A 22,629-nucleotide genomic window follows, 5' to 3' on the forward strand; every position below is an offset into this window, starting at 1 on the left:
GGTGTCACAGATGCGGGGGCTGCCCGGTCTAAGTGGGCGAATCGATCCGGCGGCCTTGGCCGCCCCTTCCGACGGCCCGCGCGGACGACGCGCACGAAGATCCGCAAGGTCCGAACGAAGAAACGAGATGGAAACGGAGAGTTCCGCATGAACGACAACGTCCTGGAGCCTGCGGCGCAGGAGCTCGCCGAGGCGACCTCCAAGCCCCCGTTCCTGTACGAGCTGGGCCCGGAGGGCGCACGCAAGGTGCTGGACGACCTCCAGGCCGCTCCGGTCGCCAAGCCGGACGTGGACGAGAAATGGATCACCGTGTCGGCCGAGGTCGGTGACGTGCGGGTACGGATCGTCAAACCCGCCGGGACGACGGGTGTGCTGCCCGCCGTGCTGTACGTCCACGGCGGCGGCTGGGTGCTGGGCAACGCGGGCACCCATGACCGGCTGGTGCGCGAGCTGGCCGTCGGGGCGGACGCGGCGGTGGTGTTCGTGGAGTACGACCGTTCGCCCGAGGCCCGCTACCCGGTCGCGATCGAGCAGGCCTACGCCACCGCCCGGTGGATCACCCGTCACGGCGCGGACGAAGGGCTGGACGCCTCCCGGCTGGCGGTGGCGGGTGACTCGGTCGGCGGCAACATGACCGCCGCGCTGACCATCCTGGCCAAGCGGCGCGGCGACGTCACCTTCGTGCACCAGTCGCTGTACTACCCGGTCACCGACGCCGCCCAGGACACCGGCAGCTATCTCGAGTTCGCCGACGGCCCGTACCTGACCGCCAAGGCGATGGCGTGGTTCTGGGACGCCTACACCACCGACCCCGCCCAGCGGGCGGAGATCACGGTCTCACCGCTGCGCGCCGGTCTGGAGGACCTGGCGGGTCTGCCGCCCGCGTTCGTCATCGTCGACGAGTACGACGTGCTGCGCGACGAGGGCGAGGCTTATGCCCGCAAGCTCACCGCGGCCGGTGTTCCGACCACCAGCGTCCGTTACAACGGCACGCTGCACGACTTCATGATGCTCACCCCCGTCCGCGACACCCACGCCGCGCGCGCCGCCACCGCCCAAGCCGTCGAGTTCCTCAAGACCGCCCTGAACACCGGAGAGGCCGACTCATGAGCGAGCAGCCCGTCATCGTCCTGGTCCACGGCGCCTTCGCCGAATCGGCCGGCTGGAACCGCGTCGTCCAGCGCCTCCACGGCAACCGGCTCACCGCCGTCGCCGTGGCCAACCCGCTGCGCGGCGTCGAGGGCGACGCCGCGTACGTGCGCGACGTGATCGCCGGCATCGGACGCCCGGTCGTCCTGGTCGGCCACTCCTACGGCGGCATCGTGATCACCCAGGCCGCCGCCGGCAACCCGGCCGTGCGCGCCCTGGTCTACGTCGCCGCCTTCGCCCCCGAACCCGGCGAGAACGCGTTCCTGCTGTCCGGCAAGTTCGAGGGCAGCACATTGGCCGGCGCGCTGGAGGCGTATCCGGTGGCCACCGGCGGCAACGAGTTCCGCATCGCCGCGGACAAGTTCCATCATCAGTTCTGCGCCGACCTCGACGCCGGCGAGGCCGCGCTGATGGCGGCGACCCAGCGGCCGGTGACCGAGCGCGCCCTGACCGACGCCCTGACGGCGGACGAGCCCGCCTGGCGCACCATCCCGTCCTGGTTCGTCCACGGCGGGCGCGACCTCAACATCCCGGCCGCGGCGCTGCGCTTCATGGCCGAACGCGCCGGCTCCCGCGGAACCCGCGAGGTCGCCGGCGCCTCCCATGCGATCGCCGCCTCGCAACCCGACGCCGTGACCGCCACCGTCCTCGACGCCGCCGACCACGCCGAGGAGTGACACTCCCCTGCCTGCGACCGCACGACCACGGCGGGCACAGCGGGTCAGGATTCCGTCATCGGTTCCGTGACCAGGGGCCGTCCGACGCCCGGCGCCGTGTGGTCGAGCTCGGCGAGCGCGGACTTCAGCTCGGCGCGTCCCCTGATGCCGAGCTTCATGAAGACCTTGCGCAGGTGGTACTCGGCGGTGCGCGCGCTGATGAACAGCCGCGCGCCGATGTCCCGGTTCGTGAGTCCTTCGCGGGCGAGGCGCGCCACGTTGAGCTCCTGGTCGGTGAGCCGCGCCGCCGACCCGTGCCCGCGCACGCGCAAGGTCTCACCGCTCGCCCGCAGCTCGCGTGCGGCGCGCTCGGCGAAGCCGTTCAGGCCGATGCCCGACAACACCTCGTACGCGGCCCGGAGCTCCTCGCGCGCGTCGGAGGGCCGGCCCTGGCGGCGCAGCTCCTCCCCGTACAGCAGGCGGCAGCGCCCCACCATGATCGGAATCCGCTCGCGCTCGAAGCGCTCGATCGCGTCCCGGTACAGGGCCTGGGCCTCGTCGCCTTCGCGCAGCTGCGCCTCTGCCATCGTCAGCACGGCCAACGCCCAGTTGGTCCCCACCGGCCGCGTGACGCTCGCCAGTCTCTCGAACGCCTCCTCGGCGAGCGCGCGCTCGCCGGTGTGCGCGGCCGCCTCCACGAGCTCGAGCAGCGTGCGCATCGCGTGGTTCAGCTCATGCGTGTACGGCAGCTCACGGCGACCGGAGGTCACCGCCTCAGGGAAACGCCCCAGGCCGTTGTAGAGGATGGCCTCCCCGAAATTGACCGCGCTCAGCCCGTATCCCTCGCCCCGCGCGAGCGCGTCCGGCCGGATCTGCTCCGCCAGACGCTCCGCCTCGTCGGCCTGCCCTCGGTACGCCGCGAGGAAGAACCGCCCGTACTGCGGCAGCGGGTGGCCGGTGACGTCCTTGATGGCGTCGATCTCGTCGCAGGAGGCCTCGGCCGCGTCCAGTTCGCCGTCGACCGTCTGCGCCACCATCAGCAGGCTCAGCGCGATCGGCAGCACCGTCACGACGCCTTCGGCGCGGGCGAGCTCGACCTGCCGATCGGCGAGCGCGCGGAGCCCGCGGGCGTCCCAGAGGTCCTGCGCGGCGCGGGAGGCGAACCACATCCAGTGCAGTTCGAGAGAGTCCGGGGCCTGCTCGAGGAACGCGCGCTGCGCCCGGCGCAGGGTCTCGAGCGCGGCCTCCTGCCCTTTGGCGGCGAGCAGCGCCTGGCCGCGCAGGATCAGGTCCCGCGCACGGTCGGACTCCTCGCCGGCGGTCGCCTCCAGGATCGCGTTCGAGACGGCGGCCACCTGCTCGGCGTCACCGAGCCGACCGCCGTAGATCGCGGCCGACAGCGCCTCGATGTAGGTGTCGCGGGCGAGCACCGGGTCGAGCCCTTCGAGGCCCTGCGCCGCGGCGAGGAGGAGCCGCGCACCGCCGCTGTCGCGCCGCAGCGCGTATCCGGCGCGGGCGCGCAGCCGGGCGACGAGCGCCTGTTGCAACGCGGTGAGGGGATGGTCGCGGGCGGTGTCGAGCAGGCGCAGGGCTGCCTCGGGCGCGCCCGCCTCGTGCTTGGCCTCGGCGGCCGCGATCAGCCGCTGCCCACGGCGGACCGGCTCGGGCGTCAGCTCCGCCGCCCGCTCCAGGAACGCACCCGCGGCGGCCGCGCCGCCGCGGGTCCGCGCGCGCACCGCGGACCGCTCGAGGTCGGCGGCGACCTCTTCGTCCGGGTGCAGCGTCGCGCTGGCACGATGCCATGCCCGGCGATCCGGGTCGTGATCGACGCCGGTGACGTCGGCCAGCGCGGCGTGGACGCGCCGCCGGTCCTGCGGCGACGCGGACCGGTAGACCGCCGACCGCACGAGCGGATGGCGAAAGCCGACGCGCGTGCCGACGACGAGCGCATCGGCGTCCTTGGCGGCGTCGAAGTCCTCCAGCCCCAGACCCAGTGCCGCGCTCGCACGCCACAGCAGCCCGGGGTCGCCGGTCGGGTCCGCAGCCGCCAGCAGCAGCAGGAGGCGCGCCGACTCGGGCAGCGGCTCGAGCTGCGCGACCAGGCTCTGCTCGATGCGGCTCTCCAGCGGCATCGCGCCGATGAGAGCGAACCCGCCGGCGATCTCGGCCGGGCTCAGCGACCGGGGCAGCTCCCGCAGCGCCAGTGGGTTGCCGCGCGCCTCCGCGATCAGTTGGTCGCGCACCCGCCGGTCGAGGCCGCCGGGGGCCGAGAGGCGCAGGAGCTCGCGCGCGTCGTCGTGCCCCACCCCTTCGACGACCATCTGCCGAAGCCCGGCGAACACCTCGGCGACCGTGCGCATGGCGAGCACGATGGCGACCCCCTCGACGTCGAGCCGCCGCGCGGCGAACGCGACCGCGCGCGCCGACGCCTCGTCGAGCCACTGTGCGTCGTCGACGACGCACAGCAGCGCCCGGTCGCCCGCGGCCTCGGTGAGCAGCCCGAGCAGTGCGAGCCCGACGAGGAACGGACTGGGCGCGGAGGCCTGGCGCAGGCCGAACGCCGCCTCGATCGCCTCGCGCTGCGGGGCGGGCAGGCGCCCGGCCGAGCTCATCATGTGCCCGCACAACTGCTGAAGGCCGGCGTACGCCAGCTCCATCTCGGACTCCGACGCGACGACGCGCTCGACCCGGACGTGGGCCGCGGCGCGCGCCGCCGCGTGATCCAAGAGCGCGGTCTTGCCGACGCCGGCCTCGCCGGAGACGACCACCGCACCGCTGTGACCGGCGCGGACACGGTCCACCAGCGCGTCCAGCTCCGCCAGCTCGCGATGCCGTCCCCGCAGCGGCGCAGTCTCTGTCACGCTGTCACCTTCGCTGGGATTCATCGATGTTCGGCGCCTTTGGCGCGCCAGATCCTATCCGAGACGTCGGCGACGCATGAGCGGCGACACCGGGCGGCTCGACGTGGCGCTCACCGGCAGTCCATCCACATCAGAAGGTAACCACAAAGAGACATTGCGTCACACGCGGGGGCGGGGATCACAGCGGGGCACAGGTCACCTGCGGGAAGGCCGTCCCCTGACGCGCACTCACACCCGCACCCCGTTGACCCTCTCGGCACTGATCCGCTCGGCGCGCCCGGCGCCGACGCCAGGCCGTGCTACTCGACGACGCGCAGGCGCACGGGGAGTTCCTGGTGACCGTTGCTGATGAGAGTGGGCACCGGCCGCAACGCGTCGGCCGGCGCCGCGAGTGACATGGCGGGGAAACGCTCGAAGAGCTGACGCAGGGCTTCCGCGACTTCGAGGCGGGCCAGGGGAGCGCCGAGGCAGAAGTGCACGCCGTAGCCGAACGCCAGGTGGTCCTTCACCCTGCGGGTGACGTCGAAGGCGTCGGCGTCCGGCCCGTGCCAGTCCGGGTGACGGTTGGCGGCCCCGTACGCAGCGAGGATGGGATCCCCCGCGGCGATGACCTGCCCGTCGGGCAGCCTGATGTCGGTCACGGCGAAGCGCAGCGGCAAGTACTTGATGGCGGGCTCGGCACGAAGGGTTTCCTCCACCACGTCCTCCCAGGTGGCCTGGCCCGCACGGACGAGGTGGAGCTGGTCGGGGGACGTCAGCATCGCGAGGACGGCCTGGTCGATGACGTTGACGGTCGTTTCGTACCCGGCGTTGATCATCAGAATCATCGTGTCGCGCAGTTCGACGTCGGTGAAGCCGGTGCCGTCCGACTCCTCGTCGCGTGCCGCGATGAGGAGGGAGGTCATGTCGTCGCCGGGGTCGCCGCGCTTGGCGGCGATCAACTGGTCAGTGGTCTCAAAAAGACGCGCGGCGTTGGCCTTGGCCTGCTCAGGCGTGAGCGTGCTGTCGAAGACGTTGTCGACGAGCTGCCGGAAATCGTCCCGCTGGTCTTCCGGCACCCCCATCAGGTGGCCGATCACGGCGATGGGCAGCGGGTAGGCCAGCCGTTCACGCAGGTCCACCACCTGGCCGGGGGCACCGCGGCAAGGTCGTCGACCAACTCGGTGACCAGGGATCGGATGATCGGCTTCAGCCTGGCGATGCGGCGCGCGCTGAAGGCGGGGGCGACCATCCGCCGTAACCTGCGGTGGTCGGCGCCGTACGCGGTGAGCATGCTCTGCACCTCGATCCACAGGGCGAGCGGCCACGTGCTGATCGTCTGTTGGAAGGCCGGGTAGTGAGCGCGGCCGTTCTTGGAGACATCGGGGCTGGTGAGCAGAGCCTTGAGAAGGGCGGGGTCGGTGACCGCCCAGGCGCGCAGGCCGAGGATGTCCACGGGGGTGGCCGGGCCACGAGCCCGCAGGGCCCGGTATTCGGCATGCCGGTCGGCACCGGTGGGGTCGATGACGAACGGGAGCGGCTGGGGCATGCGTCTTCTCCTTCAGGTCGCAGCGGCGAAGCAGAGGGAAAGGGGCCTTACGGGCGCACCGGATCGCTCTGGCGCGCCACGTCGGTCCGATGCTGAACGGCGGGGTCTGTCGGGGGCCGTGTCCGGGGGCGGTCCTGGCCGAACCGGCCGGTTCCGCAGTGCTCAAGGCCGCTGATCGACGACCTCGATGCGGCCGCAGGCGTTGGCGACGGCGATGAGTCGGGGCTCTCCACACGGTTGACCGGGCAGCCCGGGCCACGCGTGACAGAAAACCGGATGTGACGTGCGTCTCATCGGCGTCGATCCCCGGAGTCGCGGGGGCGGCGCCGCACCACAGCGTTCCTCGGCAGGACGGCCCTGCGGCGACCAGGTTCGGCCGGGGACCCCGCCACGGCTCCCGGTCAGGCGCGGCGGACGCCGTCCGGGAGCCGTGGTGCGGCGGCCGGGTGTCGCGGGGGCCGGGTCTCACGGGGGCCGGGTGCGCGGGGGCCGGGTCTCACGGGGGACCTTCCCTGAAGACCTCCGCGTTCCCTGAAGACCTCCGCGCCCGCCGGATCCGCCGCGCCTCGCGGGGATTCAGCCCTCGCAGGCTCCGAAGCCCGTGCGGAGGTTCAGCCCTCGCGGGTTCCGAAGGCCGCGCAGGCGTCCCTGGCGGCTTCGGCGCACAGCACGTCCTGGGCGGGTGTCGCGCCGCTGACCCCTACCGCGCCGACGACCTCGCCGTCGAGCTCGAGCAGGATCCCGCCGGGCAGCGTGGTGGGGCGGAACGGCACCTGGTCGCCCGCGAGCGCGAACACCTCGGGGTAGGACTCCTTGAGCCCGGCGAGGGCGGCGCTGTCGCGCCGGAAGGCGGCGGCCGTACGGGCCTTGGAGCGTGCCACCTCGGGGGTGAACCAGGTGGCCCCGTCACCGCGGACGACGAGCACGTCCCTGCCCATGGCGTCCACCACGGCGACGCTGACCCGGAGGTCGTCGCGGGCCGCGCGAGCCAGGGCGGCCTCCACCGCCGCGCGTGCCCGGTCGAGTCTCAGTTCCCGTGTCACAGATGTGTCTCCTTCGCTGTGCCGCCGCCCTCGGTGGACGACGGCTCACATGACGGCGGTCGTACGGCGCCCACGTGGTGCTCATATGGTGGCGTGCCCGGCCTCTCCTCCTGCGCGCACACCGCCCACACCGCCCGTACGGCTCCCCTGTCCGCCTTCTCCCGGGCCCGGGGACCCCGGTGACCGTCGGCCGGGCGGGCGTCGTGATACTTGTTCGTGGCCGTCATCCGGACGCGCCGGCGGGCGGAGTCCGGCTGGAGCGTTCTGACGGCCCGCACGACGAGAGTCCCCCGACACCGGCGACGTCGCGCGGCCCGGACCAGGGTGACGCGCGAAATCCGGACGACCCCCACGGAAGGAGACGCATGGACGCCGGTCTCGGCGACGGCGCCGTGTCCGTACACGCCGCCGACCTCCCGGCCCCGGACCTCCGGCACGGGCGACGGCAGGGTGAGAGCCGACAGGGCGCGCGGGCGTACGGTCCGCGATGACCCTCGTCACACAACCCGCCCTTTCCGGAACCCGCCGACTGCGCGTCCTCGTCACGCTCGGAGCCCTGTCGGCGTTCGGCCCCCTGTCGATGGACCTCTATCTGCCCGTCCTGCCGGAACTCGGCCGGGCCATGCGGACCACCGACGCCCTCGCCCAGCTCACCATGTCGATGTGCATGGTGGGGCTGGCGCTCGGCCAGCTCCTCGCGGGTCCGATCAGCGACCGGATCGGTCGCCGCCGTCCGCTCGTCGTGGGAGTGGCGACCTACGCGGTCGCCTCGCTGCTGTGCGCGCTGGCTCCGGACATCTGGTCGCTGATCGGCCTTCGTCTCGTGCAGGGACTCGCCGGAGCCGCCGGACTGGTCATCGCCAGAGCGATGGTTCGCGACCTGTTCGACGGTGACGCCGCGGCCCGGGTGTTCTCGCTGCTCATCCTCGTCAGCGGGCTGGCGCCGGTGGTCGCGCCGCTCGTCGGGGGCCAGCTCGCCCGCTTCACCGACTGGCGCGGCATGTTCGTCGCGCTCGCCGTCATCGGTCTGCTGCTGTTCCTGGCGGCACTGGGCCTGCCGGAGACGCTCACCCAGGACGCCCGCCACACCGGCGGGCTGCGCGCGACGGGACGGCAGTTCGCCGTGCTCGTCCGGGACCGCGCCTTCGTCGGCTACGCGCTGGTGCTCTCGCTCGCGGGCTGCTCCCTGTTCGTCTACATCACGCTCAGCCCGTTCGTGCTTCAGGACCGCTACGGGGTGACCGCGCAGGTCTTCTCCGCGATCTTCGCGGTCAACTCCCTCGGCATCATGGCCGGGGGAAATCTCAACGGCGTCCTCGTGGGCCGCTTCGGCGCCCGTCGCATGCTGGGGATCGGGCTCGTGACCGGACTGGCCGGAGCGCTGGCCGCGCTCGTGGGCGTCCTGGCGGGCTGGGGACTGCCCGGGCTGCTGCCCGGTCTCTTCGTCGCCGTCTCCAGCATCGGCCTGGTCTCGCCGAACGCCAACGCGCTGGCCATGTCCCCACACGGCGAGCGGGCCGGGACCGCGTCGGCGCTGCTGGGCGTGCTGCAGTTCCTCATCGGCGCGGTGGTGCCGCCGCTGCTCTCCCTCGGCGGGGCGGACGCGCTGTCCATGACACTGGCGATCACTGTCGTCTCCACCGCCGCGTTGGTCGTCCTGATCACGGCGCTCGGGGTACGGTCCCGCCGGACCTGAGCGCCGACGGGCGTGACAGGTGACCGTGCGATCTCCGCGCGCGAGCCGAAGTGGCGGTAGTTTGGGCGAAACAGTGGTGAACAAGCCTGCTGATCGGGATGGGTGGACGCCGTTGCTCTCCTCGGACGAAGGGGACCGTCGGAGAACCCTCAGGCGTCGGCTGGCCGTCGCCGCCGTGCTCGCGGGGACCGCGCTGGCCGTCGGCGGCTCGGTACCGATCCTGCCCGTCGTCCTCAACCGGGTGACCGCCATCGCCTACGCGATCGAGGCCGGGCAGCGGCAGCCCGGCTGGCGGGGCGGAGAGATCCCCTACTCCTGGGGCGGCGGCCACGACGACAGCCCCGGCCCCTCCCTCGGCACCTGCGTCGGCTACCACGGCGCGATCAGGCCCTGCCCCGCCACCACGACCAGGGGGCTCGACTGCTCCGGCCTGACCAGGTGGGTCTACCAGCTCGCCTACGGCAGGGACGTGCTGGGCCCGGGCAACACCAACGACCATCTCCGACGTCTGACGAAGATCCCGGTCACCGCGGCGAGGCCGGGCGACCTCGTGTTCTACGGCAAGGTCGGCAAGCGCGCGAAGACCCACCACGTGGGCATCTACATCGGCCAGGACAGGATGATCAACGCGTTGAGGACCGGCACCGAGGTCCGGATCGACCGTCTCAGCGCGGTCAAGGGGTTCGCCGGATACTTCCGCTACCTGTAGTCGGGCGAGCGCCCGTCAGCGCTGGTGCGCGGCGTTCCCCACAGGCGGTCGGCGTTCGGTCGCGTTCCCCTTCGCACCGCGGTCCTCTCCTCGTGCGGAGCGTGACACGGCGAGGGAGGTCAGACCGGGATCAGAGCTCCAGCAGGGCGGGGGCCAGCTCACGCCACTGCCGCATGGGCGGCTCCTCCCCCAGGACCTGGACGCAGACATGGTCGGCGCCCGCGTCGAGGTGCTCGCGGACCCTCCTGGCGACGCTCTCGACGTCACCCCACGCGAACAACGCCTCCAGCAGCCGGTCGCTGCCGCCTTCGACCAGGTCGTCGTCGCCGAAACCGAGCCGTCTGAGGTTCGCCACCTGGTGGTGCGCCCCCAGATAGCCGTCGACGAACCCGCGGGCGAGCTCGCGAGCCCGGTCGGGGCGTTCCAGGATGACCGTCTGCTCGACCGCCAGCAGGGCGTCGGCCCCCAGGGTCTCCCTGGCCTTGGCGGTGTGCTCGACCGGGACGAAATAGGGGTGGGCCCCCCAGGTGCGCTCCGCGGCGAGCTCCAGCATCCTGGGGCCGAGAGCGGCCAGGACGCGGCGGGACGGCTCGGCGGGGGCCGGAGACCGCAGGGGCGCGCGGTCCATCGCGTCCAGGTAGGCGCGCACGGTCGGCACAGGACGCCCGTGGTGCGGAAGCACACCGGGCGGCTGGTCGGCGGTGCGGTGACCGCCGAGTCCGAGGAGGAAGCGGCCGGGGAACGCCTCGGCCAGGGCGCGTTCCCCCGAGGCCATGGCGAACGGGTCGCGCAGGAAGACGTTGGCGATGCCGGTCGCGACGACCAGACGTTCGGTCGCGTTGAGCAGCAGCCCCGCCTGGGTGAACGCCTCCCTGCCGTACGCCTCGGCGAACCAGATCGCGCCGTAGCCGAGCTCGTCGAGCTCGGCCGCCGCCTCCCGCACCCTGGTCGCGGGCTGGCCGTCGAAGGCGGAGGTCCACACTCCCACGCGCCCGAGATTCACGCTCATCGCCTGCAGGCTCCTCAGAGGATTTACCGGAGGCCATCTCCGGATAGCGCCAACAATACGGAGGCATCCTCCGGTTGGCAACGGGAAAACGAGGAACACGACACGAGGCTCGTGAGGGGAACCTTCGAGGGGTGACGCACCGCCCGGCTGCGCCGATCAGGACCGCGTCACCGCTCGCCGTACCGGCGCGGCGGACGACTCCGCCACGGCGAGAGAGAAGGCCGGCGTCACGGACGCTCCCGGGATGACCAAGGAGAAAGGCCGACGTCACGACGCCCCCAGGACGGCCAAGGAGAAAGGCCGACGTCACGACGCCCCCAGGACGGCCGAGGAGAAAGGCCGACTCACGGACACTCCCCGAGACGGCCAGGGGGAAGGCCGACTCACGGACGCTCCCGGGAGCGGTGAGGGACGTTCTCGGGGACGGCGGGGAAGGGCGTGCGGTCGCCGGGTCAGGAGCGGTGGGGGCGGAGGCCGGTGAGCCTGCGCAGGATGTCCCACCAGAAGGAGGCGCCGAACAGCAGGGCGGCCATGGTGATCAGGTAGCCGGGCCAGTGGCCGAGGGAGATGAGGCGGCTCCACCAGGCGCCGCCGTTGAAGTTGAAGGACGGACCGCTCTCGCCGTCCGCGGGGATCGTCACGCTCATCACGGCGTGGTCGAAGATCTTCACCAGCGCCGGGGAGCTGAAGACCTCGGTCACGCAGGAGTACGGCTCGACGGAGCCCGCCACCGCGCACCTGTCCTTCAGGGATTCCTTCAGCGCGAGCGTGCCGTCCTCACCGCCGCTCGCGATGGCCGCGACCGCGGCACGGTAGGCGTTGTCGCGCAGCAGGGTCTTGCCGTACTCGAGCGCGTCCATGCTGAACGCCAGGGTCAGCGCCACGGACAGGGTGAAGACCACCCATTTGACGTAGCGGCGGTATAGCGTGGACAGGCGCTGCATCTCCCCGTCGAACCAGTCCTCGACGCCCTTGCGGAACTTGCCCATGTCCCGCTGGGCGCCCTCCCACACGCCCCGCAGGTGCCCGGCCAGCGGGCTGCGGATGGCCTCCAGCTTGGTGAGCAGGCCCTCGATGCCGCCCTCCTCGGCGGCGACCAGCTCGAGCAGCGCGCCGGAGAACCGCTCGGGCGGGATGTTGGCGATGCTGGTCTTGGATCCCTTGGGGTGGTCGATCTCCTGGAGACGCTCGTAGAGGCGCCGGGTCATGTCGATCGGGGGCGCGGGCGCCTTCTCGGCGAGGACCGCGCTGGGGTCGACCGGCATCGGCTCGACCACCGGCGGCGCCGGTTCGGGATCGTGCCGGGGGCGCGGGTCGTGCCTGGAGAAGGGCAGCTTGGCGAAAACGTCGATGATCTTCGAAGGGATCCACGACCTGCCCTCCCGCGGACCGCCGTCCAGGGTGTCGCGGAGGTAGGCCCACAGGAACTTGCTGCGGATGCCGAGCAGCCTGACGATGGCCTCGTTGATCCCGCTCACCAGGAGCGACAGCAACAGGAAGGCCAGCACCAGCCCGATGGCCAGGTCAACGTAAACGGATATCACAGTAGATCACCCGCACCGTTGATACACGTTCGCCCCGGCGAGCGCAACGGCATCACCCGTAACAAAGTCCGGTTTCGGCGGGAATGGGGTTGCTTTCCATAGGGATTCGGCATAGCGGAGGCATCGTCCCCCGCCGGACGTGCGTCTCGACCGGCGTGGAGGGGGCGGACGGTCCCGGTCGCCGCGGAAGCGGTCCCAGTCGTCGTGGAAGGCGCGGGTTCTCAGCCGCCGTAGAAGACGCGTTCCATGACCAGGCGGGCGCGGCGGGTGACACGGCGGTAGTCGTCGACGAAGTCCCCGCTGCCGTCCGGCGGGTAGCCGAGGACGCGGGAGATGAGCGCGCGTTCGCGGGCGTCCACCGGAACGGAGTCGGAAGCGCGGCCCCTGACCAGCATGACGGCGTCGCGGACGCGCGAGGCGAGCCGCCACGCCCCGGCGAGCGCGGCCTCGTCCGCCTCGGACAACAGGCCCTCGGCGACCGCCGCGCGCAGCGCCTCCAAAGTGCGGGTGGTCCGCAGCGGCGGCGACGACCCGGCGTGGCGAAGCTGGATGAGCTGGGCGACCCACTCCACGTCGGACAGGCCTCCCCTGCCGAGCTTGGTGTGCAGGGTCGGGTCGGCGCCGCGCGGCAGCCGCTCCGCCTCCATCCTGGCCTTCAGCGTGCGGATCTGCGTCACGGCGGCGTCGGGGATGCCGCCCTCCGGGTAGCGCAGCCGGTCGGCGACCCCCAGGAACTCGGCGCCGAGCGAGGCGTCCCCGGCGGAGAAACGGGCGCGCAGCAGCGCCTGGGACTCCCACGGCGACGACCAGCGCTCGTAGTAGGCGGCGTAGGAGGCCAGGGTGCGGACCAGCGGGCCCTGGCGGCCCTCGGGGCGCAGGTCGGGGTCGATGAGCAGGGGCGGGTCGGGCGCGGGCAACGCCAGCAGTCGGCGTAGCTCGTTGGCCACCGCGAAGGCCGCGTCCGTGGCGTCCCGCTCGGAGCCGCCCGCCAGGGGCGAGTGCACGAACATCACGTCGGCATCGCTGCCGTAGGAGCATTCGAGGCCGCCGAGGCGTCCCATCGCGATGACCGCGAACCTCGTGCCCAGCGGGGCGCGCCGCTCCATCTCGACCTTGCCGATCGCGGCGTCCAGCGCGGCCTGGATCGTCACGTCGTTGAGCGCGGACAGCGCCTGGCCGACCCGTTCGACGTCGATGCGCCCCGACAGGTCGGCGGCGGCCGTACGGACCAGTTCCCTGCGCCGCAGTCCGCGCGCCGCGGCCACGGCGATCTCGGCCTCGCCGGGGTAGCGGCCGACGGTGGCCCGCGCCTCGGTGAGCAACGTCTCGGCGGGCCTGGGGTCCAGCTCCGCGTCCGAGCCGAGCATCGCCACCGCCTCGGGGGCGTGCAACAGCAGTCCCGTCACGTAGCGGCTGCTCCCCAGCAGCCTGGTGAGGCGCGAGGCGACCGCGGTCTCGTCGCGCAGCAGCCGCAGGTACCACGGGGTCGCGCCGAGCTTGTCGGAGACCTGGCGGAAGCCGAGCAGGCCCGCGTCGGGGTCGGGGGCGTCGGCGAACCAGCCGAGCATGACCGGGAGCAGGGTTCGCTGGATCGCCGCGCGGCGCGAGACGCCGCTGGTCAGGGCGCTGATGTGGCGCAGCGCTCCGGCGGGGTCGGTGTAGCCGAGCGCCTCGAGGCGGGCCTGGGCCGCGGCGGTCGAGAGCCGGGCCTCCGACTCGGGCAGCCGGGCGACGGCCTGCAGCAGCGGCCGGTAGAACAGCTTCTCGTGCAGGCGCCTGGCCTCCATCGCGTGCCGCCGCCACCGGGTGGTGAACTCCCCCACCGGGTCGCTGACCATGCCCAGCCCCCGGCCGAGCCGCCGCAGGTCGGTCTCGCTCTGCGGCACCAGGTGGGTACGGCGCAGCCGGTACAGCTGGATCAGGTGCTCGATCCGGCGCAGGAAGGCGTAGGCCTCGGCGAGCGCCTTGGCGTCGTCCCTGCCGACGTAGCCGCCCCTGGACAGGGCCGCGAGGGCGGGAAGCGTGGCGCGGCGGCGCAGGAGCGGGTCGAGGCGGCCGTGGACGAGCTGCAGCAGCTGTACGGCGAACTCGATGTCGCGCAGCCCGCCCGGACCGAGCTTGATCTGGCGTTCGGCCTCGTCCCCGCGCACGTGGGCCTCGACCCTGCGGCGCATCGCCTGCACGTCCTCGACGAACCGGTCACGGGTCGCGGCCTGCCAGACCATCTCGTTCATCGCCGAGACGTACTGCTCGCCGAGTTCGAGGTCCCCGGCGACGGGGCGGGCCTTCAGCAGCGCCTGGAACTCCCACGTCTTGGCCCAGCGACGGTAGTAGGCCTGGTGGCTGGCGAGGGTGCGGACCAGCGGCCCCGACCTGCCCTCGGGACGCAGCGCGGCGTCCACCTCCCACAGGGCCCCCTCAGGGGTGCTAGCCGAGCAGACGCGCATCATGCCCTTGGCCAGGCGGGTGGCCGTCTGGATGGCCTCGGTCTCCTCCGCGCCCTCCCTCGGCTCGGCCACGAAGACGACGTCGACGTCGCTGATGTAGTTGAGCTCCCGCGCCCCGCACTTGCCCATGCCGATGACGGCGAGCCGTACGGAGCCGGGGTCGGCGTGCTCGGCCCTGGCGACGGCCAGGGCGGCTTCGAGCGCGGCTCCCGCCAGGTCGGAGAGCTCGGCGGTGACATCGGCGAGCGACGCCTCGCCGGTGACGTCACGGGCGGCCAGGTGGAGCAGGCGGCCCCGGTAGGCCACCCGCAGCGCGACCAGGGTCGGGGTGCCGACACCCGCCGCCCGCGGTTCGGGGTCCTCGGGGTCGGCGCCGACCGCGAGCAGCAGCTCGGCGCGGAGCTCCTGCGCGGTCGGCCGCGGCAGGGGCCGGGCTCCGCCCAGGAGGTCCAGGTGTCCGGGGTGCCTGACCACGTGCTCGCCGAGGGCGGCGCTGACCCCGAAGACGCCGAGCAGTCTGGCCCGCAGGCCGGGGTCGGAGCGGAGCGTCTCCAGGACGCCCCGGTCCTGTTCCGCCAGCCGGTTGAGCGAGGTGAGTGCCAGGTCGGGGTCGGCCGCCGCGGCCAGCGAGTCGAGCAGGTCGAGGTCCTCGGCCGCCTGCGGGCCGAGTTCGTCGAGCAGCCGCTCGGCTCTGGTCCCGTCGGCGAACCCGAGCCTGGCCAGTTGCCCTGCGGTCGTCCGCATCCGGGGCACGGCGTTCACCGCCCTCCCTCGTCTCCGGTCACAAGTATGGGTGAGGCGCTCCGCTCTCACCCGGCAGCCCCGCCGCGTGCCGGACGGGAGGAGGTGGAGACGTCATCCGTTCGTGACGACGGCGGCGAAGCGCTCGGCGACCGTCCGCCACGCGCCGATCAGGCCCTCCTCCGCCTCCTTCGCCCCGGCGTTGAGTTCCTCCACCGAGTGGCCGAGCGCGGTCAGGTTGTCGGCGGAGTCACGGGTCCACTCGGTGAAGATCTCAACGCTCGCCTCGGGGTGGAACTGCACCGCCCACGCCCGCTCCCCCAGACGGTAGGCCTGGTTGGGGTAGGGGTCTCCGGTGGCGAGTGGCACCGCGCCCTCGGGCAGTCGCGTCATCGCGTCGCCGTGGTACTGCACGGCGGGAACCGGGCCGAGACCGCTGAACAGCCGGTCCTCCTCGGCCGCGGGGAGCGGAACCACCTCTTTGACGCCCACCTCGAGCCCGTGCTCGCCGCGTTCGACGACGCCGCCGCAGGCGAGCGTCATCAGCTGGGCGCCCAGGCAGATCCCCAGGGTGGGCACGCCCGTCTCGACCGAGTCGCGGATCAGGGCGCGGGTGGCGGGCAGCCAGGGGCACCGCTCGTCCTCCCAGGCCGCCGCCGAGCCGCCGAGCACGATGAGCCCGTCCTCCGCCCGGTCCGGCACCGGCTCTCCCCGATGGGGCCGGACGACCTCGCAGTCGACTCCGGCCTCCGCCAGCCATTCGGCGAAGAGCCCGGGGCCCGCTCCGGCCTCGTTCTCGACGACAGTGATTCTCATGCGGTAATTATGGGCGAAAACCACCCAAGACCCCATATCGGTCTTCGGTGCGCCCGGTGCACGGACAGTCCCCGCGATCCGGGACCTCCGCCTTCCGGGAAGCCGGGATCAGCCTCCCTCCGGGGCCGTCGTGCCGCCGACGACCCCGGAGAGAACGGTTCAGGCGGGGGTGATCCAAACGGCCTTGGCCGCGGCGACCAGGGTGCCGTCCACCTCGTAGACGGCGCTCTCCCCGAAGAGCTTGCGGCCCTCGCGGCCGGTGGCGCGGGCGACGACGGAGTAGGTGCCGCCGGGGTAGACCCGCCGCTCGACCTTCGCGGTCAGCCTGCCGAGCAGGGCGAACTCACCGGGCTTGAAATGGGCCCAGCCGGTGGCGCAGTCGAGCGCGGCCCAGACGACCGCGTCGGGGACGACGCCGTCCTCGTCGGTGACGGTCATCGGCACCCGCCAGCCCGCGGCGACCAGGTCGGTGCCGGACACGGAGCCGGGGAAGATCCGCAGACCGTCTCCCGGGGAGCGCAGGCCGCAGGAGAAGCAGCCGGGGAAGGCGTGGTCGGCGAGCCCCGCGAAGCCGCCCTCCGCCCTGGCCGCCTCGTTGAAGGGCACGAACGCGGGGGCGGTGAGCTGCTCGGCGACCGAGATGGCCTCGACGAGCAGGGTGTCACCGTGGGTGAGGGTCGCGGTGTTGGCCAGCTGACGCAGGGACAGCTCGGCCTCCAGCGGCGTGGGGGCGTGCAACGTGACCTCGACGGCCGAGTCGTGCCGGGCGCCGTGCAACGCCTCGGTGACCGTGCCCGCGATCCATCCGCCGTTCGCGGAGCCCTCGGGGCCGCGGAAACGTGCTGGAACGGTCACCACGGTCTGCAGCTCGGCAGCCGTCGTCATGCGGCACCTCCAGTCGCCTTTATGGCGATTCATCCTCGAAAATCACTCTAAACGGACCGACCGATTTTACCGGAGTCCTCGCGCGTACAGCGAACCAGGGGGCGATGATCCGCGGACCAACGGCGCCTTGCCACATGTCGTCCAGCGCGGAACCGCAGGGGCCACACCCACGACGCGCCCCGCGACCACGACCGGCCCGGCGCCGCGCCTTCGAAACCCCTGCCCGCCTGACCCGGCCCCCAGCGGTTCCGCACGGCCGACGGCCCGCGCCCGGCGACGGCCGGGCAGGACACACCGGGGCGTTCCCGCATGACGGCGGTCACCCGGCGCGCAGGCCCTGGCGGGCCGTACGCGCCGTTGCACCCTACCGCGTGAGGCGGAAGCGCGCGCACGCGTTCGGCGGCGCGCTCCCGCCCCCCGAGGGGAACGCCGGGGACCCTACAGAACCGGGAGATAGCGGCCGAGCTCGAACTCGGTGACCTGGCGGCGGTACTCGCGCCACTCGGTGCGCTTGTTGCGCAGGAAGTAGTCGAAGACGTGCTCGCCGAGGGTCTCGGCGACCAGCTCGCTGCGCTCCATGACGGCGATGGCCTCGTCCAGCGACTGCGGCAGCGGCTGGATGCCGAGGGCGCGCCGCTCCGCCGAGGTCAGCGCCCAGACGTCGTCCTCGGCGCCGGGAGGCATCTCGTAACCCTGCTCGATGCCCTTCAGACCCGCGGCGAGGATCACCGCGAAGGCGAGGTAGGGGTTGCAGGCCGAGTCGAGGGAGCGGAACTCGATGCGGGTCGAACCGCTCTTGTGAGGCTTGTACATCGGCACCCTGACGAGGGCCGAGCGGTTGTTGTGCCCCCAGGAGATGTAGCTCGGGGCCTCGCCGCCCGCTCCGGCGATCGCCTCCGCGCCGCCCCACAGGCGCTTGTAGGAGTTCACCCACTGGTTGCAGACCGCGGTGATCTCGGCGGCGTGCGCGAGCAGGCCGCCGATGAAGGACCTGCCGACCTTGGAGAGCTGGTACTCGGCGCCCGGCTCGTAGAAGGCGTTGCGGTCGCCCTCGAACAGCGACATGTGGGTGTGCATGCCGGAGCCGGGGTACTCGGTGAACGGCTTGGGCATGAAGCTGGCCCAGATGCCCTGCTCCAGCGCGACCTCCTTCATGACCAGGCGGAAGGTCATGATGTTGTCCGCGGTGGTGAGCGCGTCCGCGTAACGCAGGTCGATCTCCTGCTGGCCCGGACCGCCCTCGTGGTGGCTGTACTCGACCGAGATGCCCATCGACTCCAACATCATGATCGCGTTACGCCGGAAGTCGTGACCCGAGCTGTGCGGGGTGTGGTCGAAGTAGCCGCCGTCGTCGATCGGCTCGGGCCGCCTCCCCTGCTCGGGGCGGTTCTTCAGCAGGAAGAACTCGACCTCGGGGTGGGTGTAGAAGCTGAACCCCATGTCGGAGGCCTTGGCCAGGGTCCGCCTGAGCACCCAGCGCGGGTCGGCGTGCGACGGTGAGCCGTCCGGCATGAGGATGTCGCAGAACATCCTGGCCGCGCCCGGCGTCTCGCTGCGCCAGGGAAGGATCTGGAACGTCGAGGGGTCGGGCTTGGCGAGCATGTCCGACTCGTAGACGCGGGCGAAGCCCTCGATCGCCGAGCCGTCGAAGCCGATGCCCTCCGCGAAGGCCCCTTCCAGCTCCGCCGGGGCGATCGCCACCGACTTCAGGAACCCGAGCACATCGGTGAACCACAGCCGGATGAACCGGATGTCGCGCTCCTCGAGCGTACGGAGAACGAACTCCTGCTGGCGGTCCAAAACCACTCCTCCAATGCCGACGCCGACGTGGTGCGACACGTCCGGCCTCCTATCACCAGTCTGCCCGCTCCGTGTTTCGCACACGTTACGAGGGAGAACGGTGAGATGCCGCATCAAACCCGTCGTGTCTCCACTGACAGATTCCATCATTCCCGGGACCTACCAGGAAGCACGCCGACGCCCCTCCCGGCCGCTCGCGTTCCAGCGGTCGTCGCGCCCCCGGCCGCGGGGGCGCGACGGGCTCCGAGGTCCGAGAGCGCCGGCGGCGCCCGGCGGGACGCGCCGCGGGGGCGTCTCCCGCGAAGACACCCGGGGCCCCTGGGACACGCCCGGCACGACCGGTGCTGGCACCCCGGATGACCAGGCGAAACAATGCGGGCCACCGGTCCGTGAGCGGCGATCCCCCGCGGTCCGCGGCGACTCACGGCGGTCCACAGTGCTCCACGGTGGACCACGGTGCTCGCGACACGGCAAGGCGGGACACCCCCGTCAGGCCGCGACCGGACTCCCTGGCGGGGGCCCGGGCGCGCCCCGGACCGGGACCGGCGGCGATCTTTCGTGACCGGGCCTGGAAACCTACGTCCTTCGGGGGAAGACGACGATGCGCACCCAACTCCACGCGCCGCGGGGCGGGACCCCGCTCGGCGAGCGACTCGGCGAACGGCTCGCGGCGATGTCCGCGCCGTGCCCCATGCACCCCTCCGTGCACCGGATCGAGGCCGCGGTCATCGACTGGGCGCGTAGGACCGGCCTGGAAGCCGACCCGACGGCGGGGGTGCACCTGCTGGCGGGGCGGGCGTTCGCCCGGCACGACACGGGCACGGCGACGACGTTCGCCTGCTGGCTGACCTGGCTGTCCCGGCTGCGCGACGAGCCTTCCGCGCTCGCGGGGGTGCTCGCGGTCGCCGGAGGCGGCGAGCCGGGGCCCGCGCCCGTCGAGCGGGCCTTCGCCGATCTGTGGCGGGCCTGCGCGCCCGCCATGAGCGACGGGTGGCGCGAGCGGTTCGTCGCCGGGCTCGCCGCCGGGACGGCCGGCCTCGCCCCCGGGCACGCGAAACCACCGGGCACGGGAACGGCCGGCACGACCCGCACGACCGGCACGACCGGCGCGAGAACGGCCGGCACGAACAGGGCCGACGCGGGCACGGCCGGCACGAGAACGGCCGGCACGGCTTCCGCCGAGGAGCGACCCGCACGGAGCGGGGCGGGACTCGGGAGGCGCCTGTCCGACCTGGTCGAGCCCTGCGTCGGGATCGAGGTGCCCGCCCAGGTCGGGGAGAGCCCCCGGTGGCGGTCGATGGTCGAGGCGAGCGGCGACGTGGTGACGTGGTGCGACGACCTGGCCACGGGAGGCGGTTACGCGGCGGCCGCCTCGGCCCTCCTGGGCGGGGGAGGCGTCCCCGGCCGGGCGGGCGAGGCGGGCGCGGGAACGACCGTCGGCTGGGCGGCCGACCGCGTGGCGGACCGCATGGAGGAACTCTGGGCCTCCGCCAGGGCGCTCCCCGTGCTCGTCGAGCGGTGCGGTCTCGACTTCGCCGCCTCCCGCGAGGTGATTCAGGTGGCCTGCGCCTTCTTGACGATTCCCAGGGCTTACCTGGAGGGACTTCTGGAATCCCCTCGCTATCGTCACCTAGAGTAACCGCCTGAGTTCTTCAGGTAACATGGAGGTACAAGATGAGCACAGAGCTTCTCAGGCGCAAACTGGATCGCGCCTTCGATCATCTGGATGCGAGCGGAAACGGGAAGGTCGAGCGTGACGACCTGCTCGGGCTGGGCGCCCTGATCCTGGTCGGCTTCGGCGAGTCGCCGACCTCTGCCGCGGGCAGCAAGGTCCTGCACGGCTTCGAGTCAATATGGCGGGCCCTGTCCGCCGAGCTCGACGTCGACTGCGAGGGCGCGATCTCGCCGGAGGAGTTCCGGACCGGCATGACCTCGGTTCTCTCCGAGGACGAGCGGTTCGACACGGTGTTCCGGCCCGCCGCCGAGGCGGTCGCCGAGCTGTACGACACCGACGGCGACGGGGTCGTCGGGCCCGCCGAGCTCCGGGGCATGCTGAGCGCGTTCGGCACCTCGCACGACGACGCGGACACCGCTCTCGACCTGCTGGACCACGACCTCGAGCGGGGCATCTCGGTCGGCGAGCTGGTCGAGGCGACCCGGGCCTACTACCGGGGCGCCGATCAGGGCACGGCCTGCGACCAGTCGTTCGGTTCGCTGTAGTGCCTGTCATCGACACGGCTGCCAGGACGACCGGCGGGGCGCAGACGGACGCGGCGCGGGAGCGGGCTCCCTCCGTGGCCGCGGCGTCGCTGCTGCCTCTCATCGACCGGATCCCGGTGATGGCGGCCCCCTGCGGCATGCACCCCTCGATCGACCGGATCACGGTCTCGCTCGCCGAATGGACCCGCGAGGTCGGGCTCGACACGGCCGCGCCCGCGGGCTTCGACCGGATGGCGGCCCGGGCCTTCTCCGGCTTCGGCGTGGACTCGACGCTGCTGTTCGCCAAGTGGCTGACCTGGCTGTTCCACTTCGACGACGAATGGGACGAGAAACCGGCGGGACGCGCCGTCGGGATCGTCGAGGCCGCATTCGCCCGCCTCGCTCGGCACACCGTCGAGGCCGTGCTCCCCTGCGGCGTGCCGGAGACGCAGGCCGCCAGGACGGGCAGCAGGGCGGGGGCCCAGGGGACGGCCTGGACCGCCACGGTCAGGCCCAGGCCTCCCGCGTCGGGCCAGACGAGGGGGCCGTCACCGCTCCCCACGAGGAGCAGGTCGTCCCTCCAGGCGAAGGGGCTCTCCTCGGTTCAAGCGAGGATCTCCGCTCCGGTGTCCGAGGGACTCCCGCCGTTCCAGACGAGAGCCGCCGCGCCGAGGCCGGAGGGCGTCACGCCGGTCGAGGCGGCCTTCGGCGACCTGTGGGAGGCGACCGCCCCGCGGATGAGCCCCCGCTGGCGGGAACGTTTCACCCGCGGGCTGGTGGCGCAGGGGGCGGCCTGCCGTACGGAGGCGGAGAACCGGTGCGCGGGGCGGGTGCCGTCGGTGGCGGAGTATCCCGCGCTGCGACGGGGCACCGCGGGCCCCTACCTGTTCGACCTGGTCGAACCGTGCCTCGGGGTCGAGGTCCCGGTCGAGCTGCGCGAGAGCCCGACCTGGCGCACGCTGGTCGACGCCTGCAACGACGTCACCGCGTGGTGCAACGACGTCGCGTCGCATCCCAAGGAGCGCGCGAACGGCGACGTGCACAACTACGTGACGGTCGCCGCCCACGCGTTCGGCCTGCCGGACGCCGAAGCCGTGGCGTGGGTGAACGACCGGATCGCCGAGCGCGCCGAGGACCTGCGCGCCGCCGCCAGGCGGCTGCCGGGGCTGTTCGACGAGTTCGGGCTCTCGCCGCTCCAGGCCAGGAACGCCAGCAGGGTGGCGTGCGCGTTCCTCACCGCGCCCAGGGCCCAGCTGGAATGGCTTCTGGAGTCCAGCAGATACGACTCATGACGTAATCCCCGCGTGGGCCGGATCACCGGTTCGCGCGGAGTCCACGGGACGGACGCGACGGCGGCCTCCCGGACGGCCTCCGTAAGGAGGCGCGGCCCTGACAGGGACGCCCGCGTGAGACTCCACCGTCATGAGGCCCGCGATCACGGGACACGGACACGGGACACGGACACGGGACACGGTCACAAAACGCGTTCACGGGCCACGGTCACGGACCACGGTGACGAGGCGCGATCACGGGCCGCGTCGTCATG

At 72.6% G+C, this 22,629-nt stretch carries 17 protein-coding genes; 7 read left to right on the forward strand and 10 right to left on the reverse strand.

Going from position 1 to position 22,629, the window contains the following annotated elements; translation table 11 throughout:
- Nucleotides 1–147: 147 nt before the first annotated feature.
- Entirely contained in the window at nucleotides 148–1,110 is a 963-nt protein-coding gene (locus tag PKF00_RS17695; protein WP_271218640.1) for an alpha/beta hydrolase, read from the forward strand.
- Nucleotides 1,107–1,826 (forward strand): alpha/beta fold hydrolase, encoded by a 720-nt coding sequence (locus PKF00_RS17700; protein ID WP_271218641.1) that lies wholly within the window; start codon nucleotides 1,107–1,109, stop codon nucleotides 1,824–1,826. The genes PKF00_RS17695 and PKF00_RS17700 overlap by 4 nt, the downstream gene beginning before the upstream one ends.
- A 44-nt stretch (nucleotides 1,827–1,870) precedes the next feature.
- Here PKF00_RS17700 and PKF00_RS17705 read toward each other — a convergent pair whose 3' ends face one another.
- From PKF00_RS17705 to PKF00_RS17720, 4 genes are all read right to left on the reverse strand, one after another.
- Nucleotides 1,871–4,666 (reverse strand): AAA family ATPase, encoded by a 2,796-nt coding sequence (locus PKF00_RS17705; protein WP_271218642.1) that lies wholly within the window; start codon nucleotides 4,664–4,666, stop codon nucleotides 1,871–1,873.
- A 299-nt stretch (nucleotides 4,667–4,965) separates the two neighbouring features.
- Nucleotides 4,966–5,790, reverse strand: coding sequence for a cytochrome P450 (locus tag PKF00_RS17710; protein WP_271218643.1), 825 nt, complete (start codon nucleotides 5,788–5,790; stop codon nucleotides 4,966–4,968).
- Nucleotides 5,742–6,194, reverse strand: a complete 453-nt coding sequence (locus PKF00_RS17715; protein WP_271218644.1) for a cytochrome P450 family protein — start codon at nucleotides 6,192–6,194, stop codon at nucleotides 5,742–5,744. Before PKF00_RS17715 ends, PKF00_RS17710 begins: the two co-directional genes overlap by 49 nt.
- A 611-nt stretch (nucleotides 6,195–6,805) precedes the next feature.
- A complete protein-coding gene (locus PKF00_RS17720; protein ID WP_271218645.1) occupies nucleotides 6,806–7,237 on the reverse strand; it encodes a GlcG/HbpS family heme-binding protein in 432 nt (143 codons plus the stop codon).
- Between the two features lie 487 nt (nucleotides 7,238–7,724).
- On the opposite strand from PKF00_RS17720, the gene PKF00_RS17725 reads away from it, so the two are divergent.
- Nucleotides 7,725–8,933, forward strand: coding sequence for a multidrug effflux MFS transporter (locus tag PKF00_RS17725; protein WP_271218646.1), 1,209 nt, complete (start codon nucleotides 7,725–7,727; stop codon nucleotides 8,931–8,933).
- 112 nt (nucleotides 8,934–9,045) lie between these two features.
- Entirely contained in the window at nucleotides 9,046–9,642 is a 597-nt protein-coding gene (locus tag PKF00_RS17730) for a C40 family peptidase (RefSeq protein WP_271218647.1), read from the forward strand.
- Nucleotides 9,643–9,772: 130 nt separating this feature from the next.
- On the opposite strand, the gene PKF00_RS17735 is transcribed toward PKF00_RS17730, so the two are convergent.
- The 6 genes from PKF00_RS17735 to glnA2 all read right to left on the reverse strand — a co-directional run bounded on the left by PKF00_RS17735 (nucleotide 9,773) and on the right by glnA2 (nucleotide 18,884).
- Complete coding sequence (locus tag PKF00_RS17735; protein WP_271218648.1) at nucleotides 9,773–10,651, reverse strand: TIGR03620 family F420-dependent LLM class oxidoreductase; 879 nt, start codon at nucleotides 10,649–10,651, stop codon at nucleotides 9,773–9,775.
- Between the two features lie 452 nt (nucleotides 10,652–11,103).
- Nucleotides 11,104–12,195 (reverse strand): hypothetical protein, encoded by a 1,092-nt coding sequence (locus tag PKF00_RS17740; RefSeq protein ID WP_271218649.1) that lies wholly within the window; start codon nucleotides 12,193–12,195, stop codon nucleotides 11,104–11,106.
- 221 nt (nucleotides 12,196–12,416) lie between these two features.
- Nucleotides 12,417–15,386, reverse strand: a complete 2,970-nt coding sequence (locus PKF00_RS17745) for a bifunctional [glutamine synthetase] adenylyltransferase/[glutamine synthetase]-adenylyl-L-tyrosine phosphorylase (protein ID WP_271218811.1) — start codon at nucleotides 15,384–15,386, stop codon at nucleotides 12,417–12,419.
- A gap of 111 nt (nucleotides 15,387–15,497) precedes the next feature.
- Nucleotides 15,498–16,199, reverse strand: coding sequence for a type 1 glutamine amidotransferase (locus tag PKF00_RS17750; RefSeq protein ID WP_271218650.1), 702 nt, complete (start codon nucleotides 16,197–16,199; stop codon nucleotides 15,498–15,500).
- Between the two features lie 159 nt (nucleotides 16,200–16,358).
- Entirely contained in the window at nucleotides 16,359–17,084 is a 726-nt protein-coding gene (locus PKF00_RS17755; protein WP_271218651.1) for a hotdog fold domain-containing protein, read from the reverse strand.
- A gap of 438 nt (nucleotides 17,085–17,522) precedes the next feature.
- Nucleotides 17,523–18,884 carry a gamma-glutamylpolyamine synthetase GlnA2 gene (gene glnA2 / locus PKF00_RS17760; protein WP_271218812.1) on the reverse strand — a complete coding sequence of 454 codons (1,362 nt, stop codon included), beginning with the start codon at nucleotides 18,882–18,884 and terminating at the stop codon, nucleotides 17,523–17,525.
- A gap of 601 nt (nucleotides 18,885–19,485) precedes the next feature.
- Between glnA2 and PKF00_RS17765 the strand changes: the two genes are divergently transcribed.
- From PKF00_RS17765 to PKF00_RS17775, 3 genes are read left to right on the forward strand one after another with little or no spacing between them, the layout of a single operon-like run.
- Nucleotides 19,486–20,523, forward strand: a complete 1,038-nt coding sequence (locus tag PKF00_RS17765; RefSeq protein ID WP_271218652.1) for a terpene synthase family protein — start codon at nucleotides 19,486–19,488, stop codon at nucleotides 20,521–20,523.
- Between the two features lie 35 nt (nucleotides 20,524–20,558).
- On the forward strand, nucleotides 20,559–21,104 hold the full coding sequence (locus PKF00_RS17770) for an EF-hand domain-containing protein (RefSeq protein ID WP_271218653.1): 546 nt from the start codon (nucleotides 20,559–20,561) through the stop codon (nucleotides 21,102–21,104).
- Nucleotides 21,104–22,375: a terpene synthase family protein gene (locus PKF00_RS17775; RefSeq protein WP_271218654.1), complete on the forward strand. Its 1,272-nt coding sequence runs from the start codon at nucleotides 21,104–21,106 to the stop codon at nucleotides 22,373–22,375. The genes PKF00_RS17770 and PKF00_RS17775 overlap by 1 nt, the downstream gene beginning before the upstream one ends.
- Nucleotides 22,376–22,629 lie beyond the last annotated feature (254 nt).

It is taken from the genome of Streptosporangium carneum (assembly GCF_027922005.1).
Lineage (GTDB): Bacteria > Actinomycetota > Actinomycetes > Streptosporangiales > Streptosporangiaceae > Streptosporangium > Streptosporangium carneum.

What these genes read in the sequence shown, in the direction of transcription:
- PKF00_RS17695 (WP_271218640.1), top strand. Translation starts at nt 148, where the DNA reads ATGAACGACAACGTCCTGGAGCCTGCGGCGCAGGAGCTCGCCGAGGCG.
- PKF00_RS17700 (WP_271218641.1), top strand. Translation starts at nt 1,107, where the DNA reads ATGAGCGAGCAGCCCGTCATCGTCCTGGTCCACGGCGCCTTCGCCGAA.
- PKF00_RS17715 (WP_271218644.1), bottom strand. Translation starts at nt 6,194, where the DNA reads ATGCCCCAGCCGCTCCCGTTCGTCATCGACCCCACCGGTGCCGACCGG.
- PKF00_RS17725 (WP_271218646.1), top strand. Translation starts at nt 7,725, where the DNA reads ATGACCCTCGTCACACAACCCGCCCTTTCCGGAACCCGCCGACTGCGC.
- PKF00_RS17735 (WP_271218648.1), bottom strand. Translation starts at nt 10,651, where the DNA reads ATGAGCGTGAATCTCGGGCGCGTGGGAGTGTGGACCTCCGCCTTCGAC.
- PKF00_RS17745 (WP_271218811.1), bottom strand. Translation starts at nt 15,386, where the DNA reads ATGCGGACGACCGCAGGGCAACTGGCCAGGCTCGGGTTCGCCGACGGG.
- PKF00_RS17750 (WP_271218650.1), bottom strand. Translation starts at nt 16,199, where the DNA reads ATGAGAATCACTGTCGTCGAGAACGAGGCCGGAGCGGGCCCCGGGCTC.
- PKF00_RS17755 (WP_271218651.1), bottom strand. Translation starts at nt 17,084, where the DNA reads ATGACGACGGCTGCCGAGCTGCAGACCGTGGTGACCGTTCCAGCACGT.
- PKF00_RS17765 (WP_271218652.1), top strand. Translation starts at nt 19,486, where the DNA reads ATGCGCACCCAACTCCACGCGCCGCGGGGCGGGACCCCGCTCGGCGAG.
- PKF00_RS17770 (WP_271218653.1), top strand. Translation starts at nt 20,559, where the DNA reads ATGAGCACAGAGCTTCTCAGGCGCAAACTGGATCGCGCCTTCGATCAT.